The sequence below is a fragment of the Rhizobium sp. BK379 genome, from assembly GCF_014193955.1.
Lineage (GTDB): Bacteria > Pseudomonadota > Alphaproteobacteria > Rhizobiales > Rhizobiaceae > Rhizobium.
Genome location: NZ_JACIAD010000007.1, coordinates 94,131 through 117,642 on the forward strand (window position 1 = coordinate 94,131; position 23,512 = coordinate 117,642).

Annotated in this window: 18 protein-coding genes; 12 read left to right on the forward strand and 6 right to left on the reverse strand. The window is 58.8% G+C overall.

The features are described 5' to 3' along the window. Positions 1-8 precede the first annotated feature (8 nt). The 3 genes from FHT93_RS26595 to FHT93_RS26605 are packed head-to-tail and all read left to right on the forward strand — an operon-like array spanning position 9 to position 3,101. The gene (locus FHT93_RS26595; protein ID WP_113116975.1) at positions 9-494 is read left to right on the forward strand and encodes a hypothetical protein; all 486 of its coding nucleotides are present in this window, start codon (positions 9-11) and stop codon (positions 492-494) included. 29 nt (positions 495-523) lie between these two features. Further along, complete coding sequence (locus FHT93_RS26600; protein WP_183850264.1) at positions 524-1,999, forward strand: M81 family metallopeptidase; 1,476 nt, start codon at positions 524-526, stop codon at positions 1,997-1,999. A 1-nt stretch (position 2,000) separates the two neighbouring features. Next, positions 2,001-3,101 (forward strand): D-TA family PLP-dependent enzyme, encoded by a 1,101-nt coding sequence (locus FHT93_RS26605; RefSeq protein WP_183850266.1) that lies wholly within the window; start codon positions 2,001-2,003, stop codon positions 3,099-3,101. Between the two features lie 13 nt (positions 3,102-3,114). Here the strand turns inward: FHT93_RS26605 and ugpC are convergent, their stop codons facing one another. The 5 genes from ugpC to FHT93_RS26630 all read right to left on the reverse strand — a co-directional run bounded on the left by ugpC (position 3,115) and on the right by FHT93_RS26630 (position 8,526). After that, positions 3,115-4,248, reverse strand: a complete 1,134-nt coding sequence (ugpC, locus tag FHT93_RS26610; RefSeq protein WP_183850268.1) for a sn-glycerol-3-phosphate ABC transporter ATP-binding protein UgpC — start codon at positions 4,246-4,248, stop codon at positions 3,115-3,117. Positions 4,249-4,334: 86 nt separating this feature from the next. After that, positions 4,335-5,540, reverse strand: coding sequence for an ABC transporter substrate-binding protein (locus FHT93_RS26615; RefSeq protein ID WP_183850551.1), 1,206 nt, complete (start codon positions 5,538-5,540; stop codon positions 4,335-4,337). A 76-nt stretch (positions 5,541-5,616) separates the two neighbouring features. Further along, positions 5,617-6,474 (reverse strand): carbohydrate ABC transporter permease, encoded by an 858-nt coding sequence (locus FHT93_RS26620; protein ID WP_183850270.1) that lies wholly within the window; start codon positions 6,472-6,474, stop codon positions 5,617-5,619. Further along, positions 6,471-7,355, reverse strand: coding sequence for a sugar ABC transporter permease (locus tag FHT93_RS26625; protein ID WP_112545401.1), 885 nt, complete (start codon positions 7,353-7,355; stop codon positions 6,471-6,473). The genes FHT93_RS26620 and FHT93_RS26625 overlap by 4 nt, the downstream gene beginning before the upstream one ends. A gap of 13 nt (positions 7,356-7,368) precedes the next feature. Then, positions 7,369-8,526 carry a Gfo/Idh/MocA family oxidoreductase gene (locus tag FHT93_RS26630; protein WP_183850272.1) on the reverse strand — a complete coding sequence of 386 codons (1,158 nt, stop codon included), beginning with the start codon at positions 8,524-8,526 and terminating at the stop codon, positions 7,369-7,371. Between the two features lie 411 nt (positions 8,527-8,937). Here FHT93_RS26630 and FHT93_RS26635 point away from each other — a divergent pair, with 411 nt between their 5' ends. Both FHT93_RS26635 and FHT93_RS26640 read left to right on the forward strand, forming a co-directional pair. Next, on the forward strand, positions 8,938-11,178 hold the full coding sequence (locus FHT93_RS26635; protein ID WP_029868930.1) for a CDC48 family AAA ATPase: 2,241 nt from the start codon (positions 8,938-8,940) through the stop codon (positions 11,176-11,178). A 426-nt stretch (positions 11,179-11,604) separates the two neighbouring features. Next, positions 11,605-12,618 carry an aldo/keto reductase gene (locus tag FHT93_RS26640; RefSeq protein WP_113146455.1) on the forward strand — a complete coding sequence of 338 codons (1,014 nt, stop codon included), beginning with the start codon at positions 11,605-11,607 and terminating at the stop codon, positions 12,616-12,618. Between the two features lie 178 nt (positions 12,619-12,796). Here FHT93_RS26640 and FHT93_RS26645 read toward each other — a convergent pair whose 3' ends face one another. Then, entirely contained in the window at positions 12,797-13,819 is a 1,023-nt protein-coding gene (locus FHT93_RS26645; RefSeq protein ID WP_183850274.1) for a methyltransferase, read from the reverse strand. Between the two features lie 814 nt (positions 13,820-14,633). Between FHT93_RS26645 and FHT93_RS26650 the strand changes: the two genes are divergently transcribed. The 7 genes from FHT93_RS26650 to FHT93_RS26685 all read left to right on the forward strand — a co-directional run bounded on the left by FHT93_RS26650 (position 14,634) and on the right by FHT93_RS26685 (position 23,248). Then, positions 14,634-16,589, forward strand: coding sequence for an SARP family transcriptional regulator (locus FHT93_RS26650; RefSeq protein ID WP_112970365.1), 1,956 nt, complete (start codon positions 14,634-14,636; stop codon positions 16,587-16,589). A gap of 41 nt (positions 16,590-16,630) precedes the next feature. Then, positions 16,631-17,659 carry a phosphatase PAP2 family protein gene (locus tag FHT93_RS26655; RefSeq protein WP_183850276.1) on the forward strand — a complete coding sequence of 343 codons (1,029 nt, stop codon included), beginning with the start codon at positions 16,631-16,633 and terminating at the stop codon, positions 17,657-17,659. A 30-nt stretch (positions 17,660-17,689) separates the two neighbouring features. Beyond that, the gene (locus tag FHT93_RS26660) at positions 17,690-19,384 is read left to right on the forward strand and encodes a S8 family serine peptidase (RefSeq protein WP_112970363.1); all 1,695 of its coding nucleotides are present in this window, start codon (positions 17,690-17,692) and stop codon (positions 19,382-19,384) included. A 239-nt stretch (positions 19,385-19,623) separates the two neighbouring features. Further along, positions 19,624-21,069, forward strand: a complete 1,446-nt coding sequence (locus tag FHT93_RS26665; RefSeq protein WP_183850278.1) for an HEXXH motif-containing putative peptide modification protein — start codon at positions 19,624-19,626, stop codon at positions 21,067-21,069. Then, positions 21,069-22,349, forward strand: coding sequence for a ThiF family adenylyltransferase (locus tag FHT93_RS26670; RefSeq protein WP_246781742.1), 1,281 nt, complete (start codon positions 21,069-21,071; stop codon positions 22,347-22,349). The genes FHT93_RS26665 and FHT93_RS26670 overlap by 1 nt, the downstream gene beginning before the upstream one ends. Positions 22,350-22,457: 108 nt before the next feature. After that, positions 22,458-22,907, forward strand: coding sequence for a DUF982 domain-containing protein (locus FHT93_RS26680; RefSeq protein WP_113210298.1), 450 nt, complete (start codon positions 22,458-22,460; stop codon positions 22,905-22,907). A 116-nt stretch (positions 22,908-23,023) separates the two neighbouring features. Continuing rightward, positions 23,024-23,248 carry a hypothetical protein gene (locus tag FHT93_RS26685; protein ID WP_112545395.1) on the forward strand — a complete coding sequence of 75 codons (225 nt, stop codon included), beginning with the start codon at positions 23,024-23,026 and terminating at the stop codon, positions 23,246-23,248. Positions 23,249-23,512: the final 264 nt, after the last annotated feature.

Sequence of the window (23,512 nt, forward strand, 5' to 3'; positions counted from 1 at the left end):
GGGCGAACATGCGTGATCCTTTCAAGAATCCTTTCGCGTCCTCCGACGCCGCACGGCACGCCATCTGGGAGATGCTCGTGCCCCGCGACATCGATGCCTTTCTGACTGCCGACTGGTCGATGGTCCAAGACGATTTCGTCGAGGAAGGCTTCATCGGCATCGATGGCCGCAAAGAGGTCAGCCCTGACAAATGGCGCCTGGCATTCCCCACACTCAATGCCTATCGCGATGAGTGGCTGAGGCAGGCAAAGGATTTTGCGACGCAGAGCTTTGCCGAGGATACGCGTACGGCGATCTTCACCACCACGACGCTCGAAGACATCGAGATCGAGGGTGACATGGCGCTTGTCCGCAAGAAGTTCGATGGGGGCCTGACGAAGAGTGATGGCACTCGCGATATCATGCAGTGGCAGACGCTCTATTATTGCAGGCTCCACGAGGGACGGTGGAAGATCTGCGGATTTACCGGCTACCTGCCGAACCCGATGGGTTGAAGCAGGGCCGCAAAACAAGGCCAAATCACTTGCGCATTTTCACGGCAGCACTGGCGACCGAAACCAATACGTTTTCCCCGATCTGCGTGGATCGCCGCGCTTTCGAAGCCTCTCTCTATGCGCCGCCCGGCCAGCATCCGGAGACGCCCACGCTCTGCACTGCGCCGATCACCGTCGGCCGCCGTGTCACCGCTGAAAAGGGCTGGGAGCTGATCGAAGGCACGGCAGCATGGGCCGATCCGGCCGGCCTCGTCAATCGCCAGGCCTATGAGGGGTTGCGCGACGAAATCCTCGGCCAGCTCCGTGCCGCAATGCCCGTCGATGCCGTTGTGATGGGCCTGCATGGGGCGATGGTGGCTGCGGGATATGAGGACACGGAGGGCGACCTCCTGACCCGCATGCGCGACATCGTCGGGCCTGATGTCCTGATCTGCGCCGAACTCGACCCGCATAGCCATCTGACCCGGAAGCGCATCGACGCGCTGAATTTCGCCGTCTATTTCAAGGAATTCCCGCATACGGATTTTGTTGATCGCGCCGAGGATCTCTGGCGTATCGCCGTCGATGCGCTTGAGGGCAGGGTCAAGCCGGTCAATTCCGTTTTCGATTGCCGGATGATCGATGTCTTTCCGACCTCGCGCGATCCAATGCGCTCCTTCGTCGATAAGATCATGCGGATCGAGAAGGAAGATCCTGAAATCCTGTCGATCTCCGTGGTCCACGGCTTCATGGTCGGCGATGTGCCGGAGATGGGGACCAAGCTGCTTGTCGTCACCGACAACAATCCGCAAAAGGGTGCGGCTCTGGCGCGCGAGCTCGGCATGGAGCTGTTTTCAAAGCGCGGCACCTTCATGGTGCCGCAGATCGACGAAAAGGAAGCCGTCTCCCGGGCGATGGCTGCCAAAGCCTGGCCGGTCGTCATCGCCGATGTCTGGGACAATCCGGGCGGTGGGACCGCCGGCGATGCCACCGTCATTCTCGAGGAGCTTCTGGCCCGCGGTGTAACAAGTGCTGCTGTTGGCACGATCTGGGATCCGGTCGCCGTTCAGATCTGTTTTGCCGCAGGCGAGGGGGCTGAAATCCTGCTGCGCTTCGGCGCGAAATCGGCACCCGGAACCGGCAATCCTGTCGACGGCATGGTGAGGGTCGTCAAACTGGTGAAGAACGCCGAGATGCAGTTCGGCGAGAGCCTCGCACCCTTCGGTGATGCGGCGCATATCGTGCTTGATGGTATCGACATCATCCTGAACTCGACGCGGGCGCAGAGCTTCGATCCGAGCCTGTTTTCAGTAATGGGCATCGATCCGACCAAGAAGAAGATTTTGGTGATCAAGTCCACCAACCATTTCTTCGCATCCTTCTCGAAGATCGCCGCCGAAATCCTGTACTGTTCTGCAGGAACCCCTTATCCGAACAATCCGGCGACAACCAACTATCGCCGTGCACCGAAGACCATCTGGCCGATCGTGGCCGATCCTCATGGAACCGAACGCGGAGCTGCCTGAGATGCATGACAACCGGTTTGCCGTCGTCGCGAAGGCTGGAGACAGGATCGCTGATCTTTCCACGCCGCGCCCGATCATCGACGAAGACAGGCTGGCTGCCAACATATCAAGGGTTCAGTCCTACATGGACGAGCACGGGCTGAATTTCCGCCCGCATATCAAGACGCACAAGATACCTGCACTTGCCACCGCCCAGGTCGCGGCCGGGGCCAAGGGGATCAACTGCCAGAAAGTGACGGAAGCCGAGGTCTTTGCCGAAGCCGGTTTCGAAGACATCCTGATCACTTTCAATATTATCGGGGCCCCGAAGCTTGAACGGCTCGCTGTTTTGAACGATCGCATTTCTGGTCTCAAGGTCGTCGCCGACAGCCAAGTCACGGCCGACGGGCTCTCTGCACATTTTTCCGGCCGCAAGCCGCTCACCGTCCTCGTTGAATGCGACACCGGCGGCGCGCGCTGCGGTGTGCAGACGCCGGAGCAGGCGGCCTCGCTGGCAAAATATATCGCTGCAGCCGACGGGCTGGCATTTGGTGGCATTCTCACCTATCCGAAGCCGCAGTCGGCCGATGCCGTCGAAGCTTTCATCCAGTCTACGTTGAAGCAATTGGCGGCGGAGGGGATCGCCTGTCCGATCGTCAGCAATGGCGGCACGCCCAGCCTGTTTCAGGCGCATCTGGTCAAGTCGGTGACGGAGCATCGGGCCGGGACCTATATCTATAATGACCGTCAGATGATCCGGATGGGACATTGCGCGCAGGACGATTGTGCAATGCATGTCCTGGCGACTGTAGTGTCGCGGCCGAATGCAGACCGCGCCGTGATTGATGCAGGCTCGAAGGCGCTCACCTCCGATCTTCAGGGCTTTACCGATTTCGGCCTCGTCGTCGGATATCCCGAGGCGAGGATAACCAGCCTGTCGGAAGAACACGGCGTCATCGACCTTTCGGCCTGCACCGGTCAACGGCCCCAGATCGGCGAAAAGCTCTTCATCATCCCGAACCATACATGCGTGGTTTCGAACCTGTTCGATACGATGGTTTTTCATCGCAACGGGATCGTCACGCGCGTCGAGGACGTCGCCGCGCGGGGTCTCGTCTGGTAAGCCAATCGGCCGTTCAGGCTGTTGCTGGGGCCAACAGGTTCATATCGATATCGGTGAGTTCGACACGACGTTCGAACGCGACCCCTTCCGCATCGAAGAGATGGCAATCGGCAGCATTGATGCCGACGGCAACCGGCAAGTCCGCGCGGATGCCGACACTACCGGGCAGCATGGCGCAGAAGTTTTCCGTTTCGCTGCCGAGTGCCGCATAGGCCACGGTATTGGCCCCAAGCCGTTCGATAACGCTGGGTGTAACGGTCAGCGAAATCTCACCGGAACCAAGCTGGATATGCTCGGGCCGGATACCGAGCGTCATCATCTTGCCGACCATGCCGTCTCGCGGCTTTATCGGCAGGGTCGCCGTTTGGCCGCGATAGTCGACGGTCGCTCCCGCCTCGCTTGCGGACGTGCAGGTCACGGGCAGGAAATTCATTTTCGGATTGCCGATGAAGCCGGCGACGAACTGGTTGGCTGGCTTATGGTAGAGCTCAAGCGGCGCGCCGGTCTGTGAAATATTGCCGGCATCCAGCACGACGATGCGGTCGGCCATTGTCATGGCTTCCACCTGGTCGTGCGTCACATAGATCATCGTCGCCTTCAGCTGCCGGTGCAGCTTGGCAAGTTCGATGCGCATGTCGGCGCGGAGGGCGGCATCAAGGTTGGAAAGAGGCTCGTCGAACAGGAAGATCTTAGGTTCGCGAACGATGGCGCGGCCGATTGCGACGCGCTGGCGCTGTCCGCCGGAGAGCATGCCGGGCTTCTGCTGCAGCCGCGTTTCGAGATGCAGGATGCGTGCGGCATTCTCGACCTTGGTCTTGAGCTTTTCCTCCTCCATCCGCTCGACACGAAGAGGGAAGGCGATGTTCTCGAAAACAGTCATATGCGGATAGAGCGCGTAAGACTGGAAGACCATGGCGATGCCGCGCTTGACCGGTGGCAGGTCGTTGACCCTGACGCCATTGATGATGATGTCGCCTTTGCTCGTTGCGTCGAGACCTGCGATCATGCGCAGGAGGGTGGACTTGCCGCATCCCGAAGGCCCGACGAAGACGACGAACTCGCCGTCCCGGACATCGAGTTCGACGCCCTTGAGAACTTCGTAGTCGCCATAGAATTTTTGAACCTTGTTGAGCTGAAGCTGTCCCAAAAATCTGTCTCCGGTCCCGGCCTGAATACGCAAGAGTTTGGTCGGTGAGGATCGCAGATCGTCGACCTGCGATCCTCGACATCGGTTTACTTGAAGGCTTCGATCTCGCCGGCAGCCTTCTTCAGAGCTGCCTCAGGCTCGGCCTTGCCGGTGACGACGGACTGGATCATCTCGATCATCGAGTTCTGGAAGCCCTTATAGTCGGTGAAGAGCGGCTCGGGACCACCATAGCTGATGCCCTCGATGAAGGGTTTCCAGAAGGGATCCTTGGCAACGAATTCGTCGACCTTTGCAGACGGACGCAGCGGGGTAAGGCCTGCGCCGCCCTGCAGCTCGTATTCGCCCTGGATGTCAGGTGAGGTAATGTACTTGGCGAATTCTGTCGCCTTGTCCTCGACACCAGAGCCCTTGAAGATCGCAAGGCTGTCGGTGATGAGAAGCGTGCCTGCGCCCTTGGCATCCGGACCAAGCGGCAGCGTGGTGACGCCCCAGTTGATCTTCGTGTCTTTCAGGCGATAGGCGGCTCCGGAGCCCGCCTGGATCATCGCGACCTTGCCATCGAGGAAGATGGCGCGGACTTCGTTCTGCTCATAGGCTGTCGGGCCTTCTTCGGCAGAGGCCGAAATATCCTTATAGGCCTTCAGCGCGGCAAGGATCTGGGGGCTGTCGAGCGTGATCTTGCCTTCGGCATCGGTGACCGCACCGTTATTGGTATAAACCCAATGCATGAACTGGTGCATCGTGTTGTCAAAGGTCTTGGCGGAAAGACCAAAGCCCGGAATGCCGGTCTTTTCCTTGATGGTCTTTGCCATCTGGATTTCTTCAGCCCAAGTCTTCGGCGGCGTCTCGGGATCGAGGCCGGCCTGCTTAAAGAGGTCCTTGTTCCAGTATAGCGCCTTGGTGGAGAAAGCGATCGGAACGCCCCACTGATTGCCGTCGAAAGTGACCGTGTCGACGATATGCGGGTAATAGCCCTTCTTCTCGTCATCGGTCATCGGAACGGGAACGATAAGGTCGTTCTGTGCGAACTCCTTCAGCGTGCGCGACCCGACATAAGCCATGGCGACCGGCGTGCCGGCGGCAGCCAGCGTCGTTGCCTTGTCCTGGCACTGCGCCCAGCCGACGACTTCCGGCGTAACCTTCCAGCCGGCGTTCTTGGATTCCCATTCCTTGATGTATTTGGTGTGGATCGGGTCGATCGTGTCGCCGCAATAGATCCAGCTGATTTCCTTGTCGGCTGCCTGGGCCGTGACCGCAGTCAACGCCGTCGAACCAAGCAGGGCGAGCGCCATAAGGCCTGTCTTGATGGTAATGCTCACGTCGTTACTCCCATTCTCGTTGTTAGCTGTTCACTCTTTATTGTTGGTCTTATTGTTTCACCGCACCGGCGGTCAGGCCGCCGACGAGATAGCGCTGAAGGAAGAAGATGACGATCATCGCCGGCGCGATGCCGACGAAGGAGGCCGCCATCAGTTCGTTCCAGATGACCTCCTGCTTGCCGAAGTAAGCAAAGAGTCCCACCGGCAGGGGCATGTATTCAGTCTTCGAGTTGAAGGTCAGCGCGAAGATGAACTGCTGCGCATAGGCACCGATGAAGGTGGTGATCGCGACGACGATAATCCCCGGCATCGCAATGGGCAGAATGACGCGGCGCAGCGTATAGAAATAGCTGGCGCCATCCATGTAGGCCGCTTCGTTGAGTTCTTGGGGAATGCGGATCATGTAGGTGCGCAGCAGCCAGATCGCCGACGGGATAAGGAAGGCGACGCCCGGCACGATCATCGCAAGATAGGTGTTCAGAACACCGATGCTGCGCATCAGGCGAAAGAGCGGGATGAGCAGGACGGCACCGGAGAACATGTTAACCGTCAGGAAGGCGCCGAGCAGGATGCCCATGCCCCTGAACTCGAATTTCGCAAAGGCATAGGATGCCGGAATGACGAGGCAGAGCACGATGACGGTGACGATGATCGAGATGAAGAACGAGTTGAAGATGTAGCGACCGAAGCCCGGCACGCTGATCCACATCGTCCGGTAAGCTTCGAACGAGCCGTTTTCCGGCCAGAAGCGGTAGGGCGAGGAAAACAGCTGGCTGAGCGGCTTCAGCGACACCAGGAAGCCTTCGACGAAGGGCGACAGCACGAAGAACAGGAAGATCGCTATGCCGCAATAGATGAGGATGATTTCCCACCAGCTGTAGCGATCGATCATGGGACGGCTGCTCATGCGCGCTTCTCCGGGTTCAGGCGGCGGGTGACACGGAAATAGGCGAAGCAGAAGAGCGACAGGAAAATGCAGATCAGCACCGCACGCGCTGCCCCTTCGCCATATTTCTTCGAGCCGATAGCCGTCTGATAGGTATCGATGATCATCGTCGTCGTTTCGCCGCTCGGACCACCCTGCGTCAGGATCCAGATAATGTCGAAGGAATTGAAGGTCGCAATCAGCGACAGCATCGACATTGTGATAATGGCGGGAACCATGAGCGGCAGTGTGATGCGGCGGAAACGGTACCAGCGGCCGGCGCCGTCGGTCCATGCTGCTTCGTAGAGATCCTTCGGGATCGACTGGATTGCAGCGAGGAAGTAGATCGTCACCAGCGGCACGCCGATCCAGACGTCAGTGACGATCGTCGCCCAGAAGGCAGTGCTGCCATAGGCGAGGAAGGCTACCGGGCCATCGACGAGGCCGAAGCGCTGCAGCAGCCCGGAAATCATTCCGAACTGGCCATTATACATCCAGCCCCACATGAAGATGCCGATAGCCATCGGCACGATCCACGGCGGCATGGTCAGCAGTCGAAACAGCGACCGGCCGGGTACGGCAGCATTCAACATTGCGGCACCGAACGTGCCGATGATCATCTTCAGGGCGACCGAAAAGAAGGTCCAGATGAAGGTTCGCAGAATGACTTCCGCGAACGTGTTGTTGAAGATCTTCTCGTAATTGGCCCAGCCGACCCAGTTCGTCACCTTACGCAGCGATGCATCCGTAAACGACAGGATGAACGTATCGACCAGCGGATAGGCGACGATCGCGAGCACGTAAAGGACAGCTGGAAGGAGAAGGATCCAGGCGAAGATGACGGCACTTTTCTGAGCACTCATCTTGCCGGTCTCCTCAGGCCGCTCTGGAGTGTAGCGCCTCGTCGAACCGGTCCCAGATGGGACGAAGGTCGATTACGGCCTTCTTCATGCGGGCTTCATCCATGGCGAGCGCCAGGATGCCTGCCTCCAATGCGTTCAGCGTGGAGACCGGGAGTTCCGACCCGGTGCGCACGCTTTGCAGAATATCGGCTGCCATCTGCTCGTCTGCGCCATAATGCTGCGACAGTTCGGTCGCGGCATATTTGTTTTCGACGATCTTGTTGCCGGTCAACTGCTCATGAACGTCAAGATAGCCGCGGACAAAATCGCCTTCTGCCATGCCGCGCGAGCCCATGATGGCGAAGCGGCGGAACTGGTCGGGAACATTCAGGTTGGTGTGGAAATTCATTCCGACGCCATTGGCGTATTCGACGATCGCCACCTGGTAATCGATAATGTCGGCATCGCTGTCGAACACCTTGTCCGAGCCCATCCAGCCGCTCGGCTTGCGGTGGAAGAGTTCCAGATCGTTGATTCCTTCGCGCGCCGGGTCGTTGGCGGGGATAAAGCTCTTGCGGCCGCCGAAGCTTGCAACACGTTCGGGCCGGGCGCCGACCACACCATTATAAAGGTCTAGGTCGTGGCAGCATTTCTCCAGCATGAAGCTGCCGGAATAGCGCTCGTAGCGGCGCCAGTCGCGCATGAAGAAGGCGCCGTGATAGGGCTCGATATGTTCGGAGGCTTCGATGGAGACGATTTGGCCGAGCTTGCCGTCGGCCTGGATGGCGCGCAGATCCTTGTAAAGAGGCGAGTAGCGCAGCACGAGACCAACCATCAGCCTTTCATGGCCGAACTTTGCCATCAGGTGGGCAAGTTCGATGCTCTCGGCGATCGTGGTGACGATCGGCTTTTCGCAGAAGACCTTGAGGCCTGCCTCAAGGCCGAGGCGAATATGATCGAGATGCATGTGGTTGGGAGAGCCGATCATCAGGAGATCGAGCTTTTCGGAAGCGAGGAGCTCCTGCGGCGAACCATAGGCCGTGCCGGCAGAGACGCCGTTTTCCGTCAGTCCGGGAAGCCCCGCAGGGTCCGGATCGACATAACCGACAATCTCGAAGCTGCTGTCGATAGCCTTGAAGACATAGCCAAGATAGCCGAGCCGGAATCCCAGCCCAATGATTCCCACTTTCATGCTAAAGTCGTTCCCAATTTCGTAATTTATTTTCTTCAGGTTGGGACAAAAATCAGGGGCCGTCAACCGAAAACGGGGCTGAAGACGAATTGATGAAATTAATTTTCATCAAGCCCGATATGACCGCGGCTTGCGGTTGAAGCGCAAGCCGGGGTGCGACCGATCGATGCGATGGCGGCCAATCCGTGCCGAGCGGTCCGGCGGGATGCCTTGCAGGAAACAGGATATCGGCCGCGTTGACAGCGCTTGTGGGTGGCGTGCGCAGGCGTCGATGTCTCCATCGCCGGCAAGGCAGTACCATCTGTTTCCCGTCGGGCTTTTCGTCATCAGACCCCAAACCAAACTCGCTTGCCTTTCTCATCAGGACGCTAGGTTTGTCTTGATTGTTTCACGCTCTTTTGGGGAGGCCTCATGTCCGGTTCCGATGATCTAACGCTCCAGGTCGCCAACATGCGTCCGCAGGATGCTGGAGCAAGCATAGCGCGGCTGCCAACCGCAGCGATGAGCAAGCTCGGGCTTTCGGAGGGCGATCTGGTCGAACTGATTGGTAAGCGCCATACGGCCGCACTCGCAGTCCGGCCCTATCCGGAAGACGAGGGACTGAACATCATCCGGCTAGATGGTCTCCAGCGTGTGAATGCGGGTGCCACGAGCGGCGATCATATCGAAATTCGCAAAGCGGACGCGCGTCCAGCAACCCGGATCGTCCTTGCGCCGGCTCAGAAAAACATGGTGCTTCAAGGCTCGGGCGACGCGCTCCTGCGGACTTTCATGTATCGCCCCATGGTGGCAGGTGATGTGATTTCGACGTCGGTGCAACAGCGCAGCCGCGATCCTCAGTTGCTTCAGGCCTATGGCCTTCAAGAAATCAGGCTGGTCGTCGTATCCACACAGCCGCGCGGCATCGTGCAGGTTACCGAAGACACGGCTATCGAGCTTCGTCCACAGTTCGAGGAACCCAGAGAAGCTCGACGAGCCGACGTGACCTACGACGATATCGGTGGTCTTGGATCCTCTGTCGAGCAGGTTCGCGAGATGGTCGAGCTTCCACTTCGTCATCCCGAACTCTTTCAGCGCCTGGGCATCGATCCACCGAAGGGAGTTCTTCTCTACGGACCTCCCGGGACGGGTAAAACACTTCTGGCCCGCGCAGTGGCAAACGAGACGGAAGCGAACTTCTACCATATCGCTGGCCCAGAGATTATGGGCAGCAAGTACGGTGAATCCGAAGAGCGTCTGCGGCAGGTTTTCCAGGAAGCCTCGCAAAACGCACCTTCCATTATATTCATTGACGAGATTGATTCGATTGCGCCAAAGAGGGAGCAGGTAACGGGGGAGGTCGAGCGCCGGATCGTCGCTCAGTTGCTCACTCTCATGGACGGCCTTGAGCCGAGACAGAACATCGTCGTTATCGGTGCCACCAACCGGCGCGATGCAATCGACGAGGCCCTTCGACGCCCGGGGCGTTTCGACCGCGAAATCGTGATTGGCGTGCCTGATCAGAATGGCCGGCGGGAGGTTCTAGCGATCCATACGCGCGGCATGCCTCTGGCTGAAGGCGCCGATTTGGACGAAATAGCGCGGACGACCTACGGCTTTGTTGGTGCCGACTTGGGAGCACTCGTGCGTGAGGCTGCCATGGATGCACTTCGTCGCGTCCTGCCGGACATCAATCTCAAGGAGGGTATCCCCGCAGAAGTTCTGGAAAAACTCACAGTCTCCCAGGATGACTTCAATTCAGCGATGAAGCGGATCCAGCCGTCTGCACTGCGCGAAATCATGATTCAGGCGCCAAATGTGCGCTGGGACGATGTCGGGGGGCTCGACGATGCGCAGCTGAAACTTAAAGAAGGAGTGGAATTACCCCTGCGGTCGCCACAGTCATTCAAGCGGATGGGAATTCGGCCAGCTAAGGGCTTCCTGCTTTTCGGGCCTCCTGGAACCGGCAAAACGCTGCTCGCAAAGGCAGTCGCTCGTGAAGCCGAGGCGAATTTTGTCGCCACGAAGTCCTCTGACCTCCTGTCCAAATGGTACGGTGAATCCGAACAGCAAGTCTCGCGGCTTTTTGAGCGTGCCCGTCAAGTCGCGCCGACTGTCATCTTCATCGACGAGATTGATTCCCTGGCACCGGCCAGAGGCGGCGGACTTGGCGAACCCGCCGTCACCGAAAGAGTTGTCAACACGCTGTTGGCTGAAATGGACGGTTTGGAGGACATGCAAGGCGTGGTCGTGATGGGGGCGACGAACCGGCCTAACCTGCTCGACCCCGCACTCCTTCGGCCAGGGCGTTTCGACGAGCTTGTCTATGTTCCGGTGCCGGACTTGACTGGGCGTCGTAAGATCCTGGGTATCCATACGCGGAAAATGCCACTGGCCGATGATGTCAGTTTGGATGACCTCGCTGAGAAAACGGAGCGGTTTACCGGCGCGGACCTGGAAGACCTGACCCGCCGAGCCGGGCTTATCGCACTCAGGCAATCGATCGACGCGTCAACGGTCTCGAAGGAAGACTTTGCCATGGCTCTCCAAGAGGTCCGTCCGTCCGTAACGCCCGAAGTCGAACGGGAATACGAGGACATGCTGCGGACCCTGAGGCAGGAGAATCCGCAGAAGATGCAGATCGGTTTCACGCCTTTGCGCCTTGCGAAGTAACGCAAAGCAAAAAGACCATCATAATCGCGCTCAGCTTTGGCGATGGCGGCGCGACTATTTGCGACCGCATCTTGCTATTCTCCAGCGGCACGGGAAGACCTTCAACGCTGGCGTTTGGCAGCGGTCGCATTAATCGTCGTCCGGTTCTCATGAAAAACAGGAGCCCTTGACAACCGCTAGCGGGGATCGGGGCTAACTCCCGACAGCCAGAGTATGAAGAGCAGGGGCGGGTGGGTGCAAGCCACATCACCAATCAGGATAGCGTTGCCGATCGTCCAGAGCCCGGTAGAGTACAAGGGAGTGGAGTTCAAATTCCCTCGACGCTGCGGGTCGATGCGGCCGTACCGGTCTCGTTCCAGTCGTCACCCAGCCGGCAAAGAGTAACGTTTCGTGCATGGCTTTTGCAGACAACCAAAGGATAAGCCAATGACTCTTAAGGATATTCTGCCAAGCCGGCTCGGCTTCGGCGCAGCCCCTCTCGGCAATATGTTCCGCGATATTCCCGAACAGGAAGCAATCGCCACCGTGGAAGCCGCCTGGAGTGACGGTATACGCTACTACGACAATGCCCCCTTTTACGGCGCCGGCCTTGCGGAGATCCGCATGGGCGAAGCACTGGCGAACAAGCCTCGCGACCAATATGTGATCAGTACCAAGGTCGGTCGCATCATTCTCGACGAGATTGAGGATGTCAGCGCCCGGGATCTCGGCGAAAAAGGCGAGGTCTTCAAATACGGCCGCCCCAACAAGATCATCAACGACTACTCGGAAGACGCCACCCTTCGCTCGATCGAGGACAGCCTGAAGCGGCTGAACACTGACCGCATCGAACTCGCCTTCGTTCATGACGTCGCCCAGGATTTTTACGGCGACGAATGGCTCGGCGTTTTCGAAAGCGCGCGTAAAGGAGCCTTCAAGGCACTCGATCGGCTGCGCGACGAAGGTGTGATAAAGGCCTGGGGCCTCGGCGTTAACCGTGTAGAGCCCATTGAATTGCTGCTGGCGCTGGACGGGCCGCGCCCGGATGGCTTCCTGCTTGCCGGCCGCTACACGCTGCTCGACCACGAGCGCGCGCTTCAGCGCGTCATGCCCCAAGTCTCCGAAAGGGGTCTCGGCATTGTCGTCGGCGGTCCCTACAGTTCAGGCGCGCTCGTAGGTGGGCCGAATTTCGAATACGCCCCCGCAACACCTGCGATCCTCGACAAAGTCGCGCGCATCAAGGCTATCGCCGATCGCCACGGCGTAAGCATGAAGGCAGCCGGCCTTCAATTCGCACTCGCAAACCCCGCAGTCGCCGCCGTCATTCCCGGCGCAAGCAAGCCCGACCGCATCGCCGAGGATCGCGCCGCGCTCGAAGAAGTCATCCCGCACGACTTCTGGCGTGAGATCCGTCACGCCGGTCTCGTTCACCCCGAAGCACCGTTTCCCTTTCTGGAGTAAGGGCAGGCGATAAAGACTGGTGCTGGCCTGTGCATCCGAAGGCACGGCTTAGGCCGTTTGGTTCCATAATGTTGATTATGCGATTTTGACGTGGAGCCGGGTGGGTTCAGCATGAACTCACCCGTTAAAGTGTCGTGCGCGACCCGACAGTGTTGGCCGGCCAAGCAAACGACCGTGGCTATTCAAAGAGAATGAGGCTTGCCGGAGTCGGCGGTAACGGCCTGACCTTGACGCCGGTAAGGCCGGCCAGTCTTGCCATCTCAGTCAGCTCACTTTGCGTATAGGCCTGGCCCGCCGGCGTGCCGGCGAGCATCTCCCAGGAGAAGGCCGCGGGAAAAGGCGGCGACACGCCGTCTTCGTTCGGCACGAAATCGACCGCGACGATTCGGCCTTGTTCTGCAAGGCTCGCAATGATCCTTCGCAGCAGTTGGGCGCAGGTCGGCAAATCGAAGTGGTGCAGAAAATTCGGAAGCAGCACGAGATCGTAATCCGTGCCCCACTCCACATCGAAGGCACTGCCGGCGATCGTCCGGTATCGGTCAGCCACGCCAGCCTGTTGCGCATTCTGCCGCGACAGTTCCAATACGGCAGCCCAGTCGACGGCGACGATCTCCGCCGACGGAATGGCCTTCGCAATTTCGATGCCGAAAACGCCTGGACCTGCGGCGATGTCCAACACCTTTTTGGGAGACCTCGGCCAGCCGGAGATTGCGCCAGCCAGCACTTTGGCGCTAAGCCCGGTAAATGAGCCCATGCCGCGGGCAAACTTCACCCAGACAGGGTTATCTGCCGACATGTTCGCAAGCCCGGCCGAGCCGCCGTTTCGCACGATGGCGGCTGGATCGCGCAGAAAATTATCCAGTACTTCGGGCGCGGCGACGAACTCGACCGCAGAGCCCATATAGGCAGGCGAATTGCGATCGAGGAACATCTTGGTCGACGGCGTCATTCGGTACTGTCCGCTCTCCTTTGTCAGGAAGCCATGAACCACAAGATAGTCGCAGAGGATGCGCACCCCGCGCTCCGAGGCGCCTATTGCCGACGCCAGAAGCGCCGCCGTCTTGCCCTCGCCGATATGCGTAAAGAGATCGAGCTCGATGGCCGCCCTGATCGCTGCCGTCTTTCGGCAGGCAAACAGTGCCTCGACCACGAGCTCGGGCGATACTGCGCCAGCATGGGCGTCCGCAACATTTGTTTCCATGGAATCCCCCGAGCCTCGAGTGATCTTGTCTCGTGATGCCAGCCGCAGAAATTATGCGTATATTCGCGCCTTCTACAATACATATTGCGCTAACCCTATCGGGTGACTGCGCGCTCCATCTTGCACGGACAACTCCCCGAGCGTCGGGTCGGCTGTCTCGCCTCAAAGAACTCGCTAGAGACACGAAATAGGGTCTCTCCGGCCGCGCTATGGAGCTCGGCAGCCTCGATCGGTGCCGCCAGCTTTCCTCTCGTTAACGACGACAATCCCTATGCAGCGGTGGCGACAAACATTGCAAAGGCGGCAGGCCGTCTCCGAGGCCCGCGTTGCGCGCCCGCGTACAACACGGACTCGTTGATCCGGTACGATGCAGCTTGTGGCCGTGGAGAACCCTTCATTGGACGAAAGGCCAGGCGACCCAACCGTATTTTGTTTCGGCGCCCTCTCCCCGCCCCTCCCGAGATCTAGATGCCGCGCCGCAAGCACGCAGGCCGAGATCGCTCTGTTACAGCGAACGAGACCGATTTTTGAAGGGCATCGTTACTGACACTTTCGCGCAATAGCTAAAAAGCCTCTCCAATCAAAGAGTAACGCTAAGAGGCTATCGGACTGATGACACGTCATCATTCAGAATGCCGCGGCAGCATCATCTGCATGTCTGATCCGAAAAGCGGACAAACGACAATGAAGCGTATCGGAACATTCGGGAGCGCCTGGAGGGTGACCGAAGGCGTACAACATTCCTTTGACGCTGCTTTGACGCCAGGGTGTTACGGCCGGTCTGCGAAGTTACGCGGAGGGATTTCAGCCAGTTATGCTTCAGTTCAATCATCGCCAGGTCACCCGTATACCTTTCGAAATGCCGATTTCTCTTGTCGGTTGCTTGCCAGACGCCTCAGTTGTGACAGAGTGGACTCCGGATGCTAGATCTTCGGGCTGCCACACGAGCGTACCGGAGCCAACGGGGGCGGGGCCGGTGGATCGCATGAACAAGGAGCAAAATCCGTTTCGGATGTTCCTGCTCGGGCCATTTGCCCTGGTGGACGCCGCAGGACGGTCGGTTACTCCGAAATCCAAAAAAGCCCAGGCCCTTTTGGCAATGCTTGCGTTGTCAGCCCGTGGTTCGCGCTCGAGGATCTGGCTCAGGGACAAACTGTGGAGTGATCGTTCTGACGACCAGGCCGCAGCGAGTCTGCGTCAGGCCCTACTGGACATCCACAAGACTCTGGGACCGGCTCGTAATCTCCTGGTAGCCGACAAGAATACCGTTTGGCTGGATATGGACCGGCTTGTCCTTGACACTGACGTGTTGGTTCGGACGGAGCGATCGGCTGATCAAATCACTGACGAATTGCTCGAAGGCATCGACATCCGCGATCCGGAATTCGAGGACTGGCTTACGCTTGAACGGCAGAACTGGTATCGCCGCCTCGATGAAGGCCAGGTCCATGATGTATTCGAGCCCCGTCAAGAACCGAACCGTGATATCGCCAGACATTCCACGCTGCTGCCCCTTACAGCATCCCGAGATGCGCCAAGACAAGGCAAAGCCGTGGAGACTGGCGGCAGCGAGACGTATCGCCGGCGAGGCGACGGCGGCTGGCGATGGGTCATGGCTCTTCAGTCCCCCATCGTGATAGGTGCCGGAGATGGCGGACAAATTGCTGCCACGCGGTTCCAGAATCTCATTGCAAAAGCCGTCACCGATGGGCTCGCCATTGGCGTCACCGACCTCTCTTTTACTTTGCCGGATATTGAGGAGAGCGAGGGGCAGATCAGCCTTCCGATGTCCCTTCAGCTTCGGCTAACGTTTGACGGTAGCATGGTGCTCGTCGAACTGGTGATGAAGCACCTGATCAACAACCGTATTCATTGGCTCGGCAGTCAGGCAATGAGCCGCACGCAATTCGAGCGCGGCGAGTTCGGCATCGCCGCTGCACTGATCAGCCAGGCCGTCGATCAACTGGCCTATTTCCAGGAGACCCAGTCGAACGACAATCGATTGTCGCAGGATGGGCTGCTGATCGACGCCGTCAATGCGATCTTTCGCCTGTCGCGTGACGACCTCGCTAACGCCGAGCAACGCCTCGAAGAACAGATCCAGCATGAACCACGGTCATCGACTTTTGCGTGGTTGTCCTTCATCCGAACGTTCCAGGTCGGCCAACGGTTCAACGCGCTTGATGCGCATCTGATTGAGGAAGCCCAGTCCTACGCGCGCAAGGCGTTGGAAATCGATCCGCACAATTCCGTATCGCTCGCGCTTGTCGGCCATGTCCACTCGTTCCTTTTCGGCGAGTATGATTACGCAGCCAACTTGTTCGAAAAATCGATCCGTCTGAACCCGGCCCTGCCGCTCAGTTGGGATCTCTACGCGATGCTCCACTGCTATGCAGGCCAGCCGGACAAGGCCATGGCTATGGCGCGTTGGGTGCAAGAACTCGGCGTCTACAGCCCACACAAATACTACTTTGACACGACGAAATGCATAGCAGCAGCACTTGCCGGTGATCACGCAGCGGCCATAGCTGCCGGCGAAGAGGCCTTGCGGGCACGGCCGAAGTTCAACAGCCTGCTACGCTACCTCGCCTCAAGTCATGCGCACCTCGATGATCTCGGCGGCGCACGCCACTATCTGCAGCGACTTGCGGCAGTCGAGGACGGCTTCTCCATCAACGCCTTCCGAGCTAGCGGCTATCCGCTCCTTAATACAGGCGGCGGCCAGATCTTGATCGACGGTTTGGTGAAGGCCGGCGCCAAGCTGCGCTGAACCCCGGATAATTTTTCTGAACTTTGCACAAGGAGGCTGCAATGGAAGCGGAAATAACCCCAGAGCCACAATCAAAAATTGTCTTATTCCTCAATCACTACAAATTCAAGATTGAGCCGGATGCGGTTCTTCCATGTGAACCGAGGGAGGACGAAGGGACGGCTCCTGTCGCTGGTGTACTGCCGATTGCCCCGACAGCAACCTCCGAAACTGCACTTACGCTCAACACGGGCCAGGAGGAATCGCCCGATGCAGGTCCCATGATGGCGACGATGGCCGCCGCCTCGGTCCTCAACAAGAGCGTGGCGAACAAGTCCGTGCTCAACAAGGCGTCGCTGAACAAAAACAAGAATAAAAATAAAAATAAGAACAAGAACAAGTCGACGATGGATGGCGCCAGCCTCGGCGTGTCGCAGCTTATCCCCGCCTTCGAATTGCGGCGGCTGCACCAGCAACCGTCACGCAACGCCTATACCGCAGCGCGACGTTTTACGTGGGAGATGCTGGATATATTGCCGCCGCCCGGCCCGGATTATACCCGTCTCGAAACGACGGTGCTGCTCTCGATGCAGCGACGCGACCGTGAACGTGTGCGGCGACTGCCCGACATCCAGCTCGAGTCGACGATCTCGGTCTCGGAATTCACGCGAGCATTGTACATCGAGGATCTTGGCGGTTACGAGCAGACGGAAGGACTTTTCCAGGCGATCCTGACGGCCTGCGAATATGTCGGGCTGATTTACAAGAGCAAGTTCAACCGGCAGCGGCCAAATCAGTTCGAGCCCATGCTGCGGCCATTGCTGGCCGTGCCGGTGCATGAATCCTATCCCAGCAACCACGCCTTCCAGTGCTTTTCGATCGCTTTCGCGTTCTCGACGATCCTACCGGAACATCCGGCCACCGACGAGCTTGCCCGCATTGCCCAGAACGTCGCAGAGAACCGCGAATGGGCTGGTCTCCATTATCCGAGTGACACGCAGGCCGGTCGCGATCTCGCCCGCCGCTTCGCTCCCTACCTCCACGATGCCTTCGGTCCTTTGTTCCAGGCCGTGCACCACGAATGGGTCTGAATTCGCCAGCTGCTCAACAGGGGTAAAACCATGACGGATCAATCGCAAATGCCTGAGCTCACGCCGATAAACTACTATTATCTCTGGCACTTGACCGCGCTTGGCGTGGTCGACGCCGAATATGGATCGCCTCCGCTTGTTCCACCCATGCCCGATGAGAGCGCGGCACGCGCGCTGCCCGATCCCATCATCACCGGTACGGTCTGGGATGATATCGCCTCTGCCGGCCCGTTGCGACCCGCTCGCGTTGCTTTGATCGATGTGGGTGTATCTGCGGATCATCCCAATCTTGCGACACGGCTCGACCGGGAGGCGTCAATCGACTTGACGACGCATCGCTACGGCGCACGCATTCTCGAAATTCTCGATACGACCAGCTCATTTGACCGAGAAGAAAAGCATGCCTTCTTTGCCGGACTCAACATCGCTCCGCTCGGAAATATCGGCCTTTCAAACGACGATGGAGATTATCTCAGTGATCTCGTTGCCGAATATGCCGCATCGGAGGGCGTTTTGCGGCGGCTCTACAATCCGGAATCGCTTTTTGCATCGCATGGTACCTGCTGTGCGGGGCTGATCGTCGGCGAACCCGCCGTTGTTTCGGAAGAAGGTACGCCCGCTCTTCCGCCGGAAGGAGCTTTTTACGGCGATGGCGAGGAGTTGCGCACGAGCGGCAACCGTAATGTCATCCCTTATTTCGGGGTTGACCCTTTCTCTAGGCTCATCTCGATCAGAACGTCCTTCGAAGACGATGTCAGGCAGTTCATTGCTGCCTTTCTCTATGCCTATCATCAGAAGGCGGACGTGATCGTCCTACCGCGTGGCCTGCCGGACCCGATACGCGGTGTGGTCGATCCAAAGAACGAGTTGAAGGCCGATCTGGAACTCTGGAAGAACCAGGATGCCGCCAATCTCTTCACGCGCATTGCCTTCGCCGACCTGGGTGCGCCCGAACTGGAGCCAAAGGCATCGCAGAAAGGCTCCAATCCCGACCGCCCTTGGCACATCCTCAAACAGCTCATCCTCGCTATCAGTCGCCAGATCCCTATCGTCTGTGCCGCAGGAAACAGTGCGGAAAGTCAGCTGATCTACCCGGCAAATCTCGCCGCCGACAATAACGGCATCATCGCCGTGGGGGCCGTTACTGTCGAAGGTTTCCGTTCGGGCTACAGCAATTATGGCGAAGGATTGACGGTGGTCTGCCCCTCCAACGACGGTGAGGTCTTCAACCGGCATCAGTTGCGCCTCGACCGGCTTTCTCCGTTTGCCGCACAGCACGACTACAACACCCCTCGGAGCCGGGAATACTACTATTCACACTTCTCGCTGCTGACGACGGACCTGTCGGGAATTTTTGGCTATGATCAAGGCTCGGATCCATGGTCGGCCATCGTGCCCTTCGGAACCAACCCGGGCATCGGGGGTGGATACTACACGAGCTTCGGCGGCACTTCCGGCGCGTCGGCACAAGTGGGCGGGCTCTGCGCGCTGATACAGCGGGCTTACAAGAGCCGCCACAACGCTGCTGACCGCCTCTCGGGGCCTCGTGTGAAGTCCATTCTGAAAGCAGCATCCCGCCTGGATGCCGTTGTCGCGCCCGGAACAAGAAAACTAACGGCAGATTGCATGAACGCCGAAGGTGAAGACGCCATCGATATGGCCTTTTTCTTCGGGTCGGGCCTGCCGAATGCGCGAACCGCGGTACAGTCAGCCCTCGCCATCTGAATCCCGGTAGGTGACCTTCAAAAATCCAAGCCCCCTTTATCACGGGGGCTTTTTCTTTGTTTACGCGCTTTTTACGGATTTTTAACGCCGAACTGGCGGGCGGATGACGCCCTTGAGCAATAGTGCGTCACAGAAAACGACGCTCACCGCTCCGATGGGACAAAGCCAGCCCGACACGGAGCATTTTCGCCCAAGATGAAATCTTGGTCTGGCTGAGGATAAACCCAAGGAGGCTGTCAATGTCCGCGTCCCGCATTCAACAAGTGGCAGATGAGGCGCGCCATGTGCTCAAGGCCAATCCCCTGATGGCAAGCACCGTCTCCTTGCGACGCATCGCAACGCGCAATCTTTCGAAGCGACGCTTCCGATATGGTCGCGCGCTCGCGGCAGCGTCGAAGCTCGCCGGCTGCTCGACCGGTACAGAGGCGCTGTCAGCCTATTTCCCCGGCCTGGCGGATGGCGGATACACTCGCTTGCTGGAGCTTCCAGCAGCCATTGCCGGACCGGTCAATTCCGACCCCTATCGCTCATCCGTGCTCGCAGCCTGGATGGGTGGGCTCACACGAAGTGTGGAATGGCAGGCCGACGGCCCCGATGCCCGGGCCGTCAGCGACTATCTGCAGACGGATATGATCGCATCGGATCTTGAACTCGAACGTCAGCCGGCGCGCCGGCTCTCCTGTGGCATCGGCCTTGTCCCCTTGGAAAGTCCGGCACGAAGCCGCGTGATGCAATCCCTCCTCCACCAATGCATGCAGGACGATCCAGGTCTCGACCGCATCGTCACCGGCGAGGAGGAGCTGGACCAAATCGCCGGCCATATGGAGAGGGTCTTCGCGCTGATCGCGAAATTGGACATGTACGGGCATCAGCGTCTGATCGACAGCCTGCATACGCTTTACGTTGGCGTGCGGCGCGAACCGGCCTGTTCGGTATCGAGTTCGACTGAATTGCCCGGTAGCGTCATCATCGCCATTTCCAGAGAACGTTTGCGGGACGGTGATCATGCCGAGACCGCAGCCCAATTGCTTCACGAGGCCGGGCATGTCCTGCTAGGGCTGTATACGGCCTCGGCGGCAGCATGCCTGCCTGACGAATTCGAGTATGTTTCCCCGTACAAGAACGACCTACAGACGCTCGAAAGCATCCTGCATACGGCCTACACCATTCCCTGGGAGTGCGCCTTCCGCATGGCATGTCTTTCCGCCGAAGCGGATCCTGAGCGCCGCGCCCGAAAGGCTGCATCCATAATAGCCTATGCCGCGCGGCAAGTCCCGCTCATCGATATCGCTCGAAATGGAATAGAGCGTCTCGGCGGCGATGTCCTCCTCGACCTCCCAGACATCGCCGCCATACCTTCGTGGAGCGGCCGCATCCAGTTTCTCGTCAACAGGCTGCTTGCAGAAGAGCCCATAGCGCACCGCCAAGCCCATTTTGCAGAACGCCAGCAAATTCTCGATCGCCAAGCCTGGGACATCGGACAGATGCTCTTGCGCGGCAAGGAGCCGATTGACCCTCGAATGGGCCGGCGACAGATCGACGACAGCGGCGACAATGTCTTCCTCTGGTACGACGGCAAATTCCATGTGGTCCCCAAAGCGGCAGACCATGCGATGGGCAAGAATTGCAGTCCTCGCGCCGAGACGATCGACGCAACTGCGAAAAGCGAGATGGAGGTGATGTGATGGCCCATCATCGGTCCAAACAGCTGCAAGCGGTTGCCACGGCGCGCGTCGATTTCCCCAACCTCTTCGCCCACAGTGTTGGGCGGGGCGGCAGAGGGGCTCTGTTTCCCGGCATTAGTGCTGATGCTGCCGAGCAACAGGGCCCCAATGTCATCAAGCCTGCATTTGCCGTCTCGCCGAACCCTTCCGACATGAGGGCGCAGGATGAACATGTCCTGGCCACAGACAATCGTCTTGGCTCCCTCCCGGCGCCTCGCTGCCTCCAGCAGATTTGCGACATCGACTTCGTCATCGTCGGATGCGGCGGCCTAGGCTCGCAGATTGCTATCGAGCTTGCGACCCTTGGCGCGCATCGTTTCCTTCTCATGGATGCCGATCGTGTCGATGAGATCAACGTGGGCCATCTCCCGTGGGCGAGCCGGGATGATCTCGGCTGGTTGAAGACGGAAAAGTTGTCGAGCTATCTGGCTGCACGCTTTTCGGCCAATGTCTTGGCGCTGCCGGAATTTGCGCAAGGGACCGCGGCACTCCGGTTGATCGCGGACTACGCGCAGAATCCGTTCATCGTTCTCGCGGGCGACGATCCGCGTCAGGCCGAAGTCCTGACGGCCGCCCTCGCATCAACAGCCGGGCTGCCACCCCATTTGCATGTCGACTGCCCCGACACCCGTTGCAAACCAGGCCCCTCGATCGCTCTGCCAGCGGATGCAGGCCCGGTCTGCGATTGCGACGCCCGTGTCGCAATCGGGCACCGCTCTTTTGCCATGCGGGCAGCGGCCAGTAACACATCCTTCGCTCGCCTTGTCGTCTCGGCGATTGTTCAGGAATGTCTTCCGAAACACGCCCCGCCGCGTGGACGCAGTTGGATATTGGACTTCAAAGGCTCGCAGTGCGAGCTCCGTTCGCTTTCCAGGCGCCTCGCATCCACAAGTCCTTCTTCCACCACGAGAGACACTGATATGGATTATGCCGAACGCTCGAAAGCCGCCCTTCCGGCTGCGACAGGTTCGCAAGCAGCATCGCTCGCGCAGCACTCGGTCATAGGCTACGCCAGCGAGACTGCCGGAAAGGACGAGGAGCTGACAATATCAGAAGTTCTTCGTGATCCGTTGATCGCTGCCGTAATGCGCGCCGATGGCGTGACGTCAGAAGAATTCAGGCGGCTCCTCGAGACGGTGGCTCGCCGGCTGGAAATCAATCTGGCCAACTCTTTCGACACCGATGGGAAGAAACAGGCCGTCAGGACGCCTGCGCCGCCCAATCGAGGGGATCATATGTGACATGTTTGCCGAAACGCCGCCGAAGTTGGTTGACGAGCCTGTGTCGTCAATCCGGTCCCAAACCATGGGCTTGGCAATGGCGTTGGCTTTCCAACGGAGTTCAGGGCAATGAGATGCGATATATCAAGAAGGTTTCCGACGATTGTTCTTGTTTCCGCACAAGGCGAAGATCGTAAAGTGATCCGTACCGCACACGAGGCTGCACAATTGTTGCTGAAGGATTGGCCCATCGACGATGGTGAGGAATTCTTTGCGGCGGTGAGAATTTGTCTGAAGGTGCTGACCGGACACGCCGAACCCGATGCCGTGCATGAGGCGATCATTCGCGCCGCACATGAAGCGGGTATTACAGCGGTCACGACCGATCCACACCTGGGTATCTTCAGGATCTATCCTGGCAGCGAGGCCTGCAGCGCAAGCGCCTATCCCAATCCCGCTGCCATTGATCCGCTTCGCCTATCGCCATCAGCGCGCCGGAGGCGGCAACGAAAATGGTCGGGGCGATCCAGAAAGGCATCAAGCGCGGATGTCGAGAAGGCGTCGGGGTGCTTCAAGTGAGGGCACGCCGTTTGCGCTGAAGGCGAACCAACCTCGACCTGCGTAAGGCCGATCAACCCAATCAGAGGCTGGCGTGTCCATGTAACCGTCAGCGATAGAATAGCTAAGGGACCGTCATGTCGAACAAGGAAGCAGATCGAAGACTGTTCGATCGGATCTGGGCTCTTGGGGCCGAAGCAGTGAGAGACAAGCGCGTTACCGCGCTGACCTATGTCACACTCAGTACGCCTAGCCTGGAAGAGTACCAGAATAGCCGAGGCGCGCGGATGTCGGACTTGATCAAGGTTGTCCAGCTCGGGATACTTCACCTTCGCGAAAAAGGCGAATTTAATCAATCTTGAGCAATGACGATGCCTGCTTTGACAGAGGTCGCGCCTGCGGCCCTCATTCAAGCTGCCTAAATCCCTGACCAGCAGACAGGCAGTGAGTAGCGCGTTTTATAGCGGGCGGCTCTTAGCTTGACACAAATCATAGTGGTGGCTCGGTAGGACGCCGGGAGCATGACACCCGGGCGCTGAATGCGCCACCCTCTCGTGAATTACGTCGACATCTGCCGCACCTGTCTTACAACGGTTGACGTAAGCCTTCACAGAACCCGCCGCTCT

Excerpts from the sequence above, each read along its gene's own strand:
- FHT93_RS26680 (WP_113210298.1), top strand. The coding sequence starts at position 22,458 with ATGAGATGCGATATATCAAGAAGGTTTCCGACGATTGTTCTTGTTTCC.
- FHT93_RS26615 (WP_183850551.1), bottom strand. The coding sequence starts at position 5,540 with ATGGCGCTCGCCCTGCTTGGTTCGACGGCGTTGACTGCGGTCACGGCC.
- FHT93_RS26625 (WP_112545401.1), bottom strand. The coding sequence starts at position 7,355 with ATGAGTGCTCAGAAAAGTGCCGTCATCTTCGCCTGGATCCTTCTCCTT.
- FHT93_RS26640 (WP_113146455.1), top strand. The coding sequence starts at position 11,605 with ATGACTCTTAAGGATATTCTGCCAAGCCGGCTCGGCTTCGGCGCAGCC.
- FHT93_RS26635 (WP_029868930.1), top strand. The coding sequence starts at position 8,938 with ATGTCCGGTTCCGATGATCTAACGCTCCAGGTCGCCAACATGCGTCCG.
- FHT93_RS26685 (WP_112545395.1), top strand. The coding sequence starts at position 23,024 with ATGTCGAACAAGGAAGCAGATCGAAGACTGTTCGATCGGATCTGGGCT.
- FHT93_RS26605 (WP_183850266.1), top strand. The coding sequence starts at position 2,001 with ATGCATGACAACCGGTTTGCCGTCGTCGCGAAGGCTGGAGACAGGATC.
- FHT93_RS26630 (WP_183850272.1), bottom strand. The coding sequence starts at position 8,526 with ATGAAAGTGGGAATCATTGGGCTGGGATTCCGGCTCGGCTATCTTGGC.
- FHT93_RS26670 (WP_246781742.1), top strand. The coding sequence starts at position 21,069 with ATGGCCCATCATCGGTCCAAACAGCTGCAAGCGGTTGCCACGGCGCGC.
- FHT93_RS26660 (WP_112970363.1), top strand. The coding sequence starts at position 17,690 with ATGACGGATCAATCGCAAATGCCTGAGCTCACGCCGATAAACTACTAT.
- FHT93_RS26645 (WP_183850274.1), bottom strand. The coding sequence starts at position 13,819 with ATGGAAACAAATGTTGCGGACGCCCATGCTGGCGCAGTATCGCCCGAG.
- FHT93_RS26650 (WP_112970365.1), top strand. The coding sequence starts at position 14,634 with ATGCTTCAGTTCAATCATCGCCAGGTCACCCGTATACCTTTCGAAATG.
- FHT93_RS26655 (WP_183850276.1), top strand. The coding sequence starts at position 16,631 with ATGGAAGCGGAAATAACCCCAGAGCCACAATCAAAAATTGTCTTATTC.
- FHT93_RS26620 (WP_183850270.1), bottom strand. The coding sequence starts at position 6,474 with ATGAGCAGCCGTCCCATGATCGATCGCTACAGCTGGTGGGAAATCATC.
- FHT93_RS26665 (WP_183850278.1), top strand. The coding sequence starts at position 19,624 with ATGTCCGCGTCCCGCATTCAACAAGTGGCAGATGAGGCGCGCCATGTG.
- FHT93_RS26595 (WP_113116975.1), top strand. The coding sequence starts at position 9 with ATGCGTGATCCTTTCAAGAATCCTTTCGCGTCCTCCGACGCCGCACGG.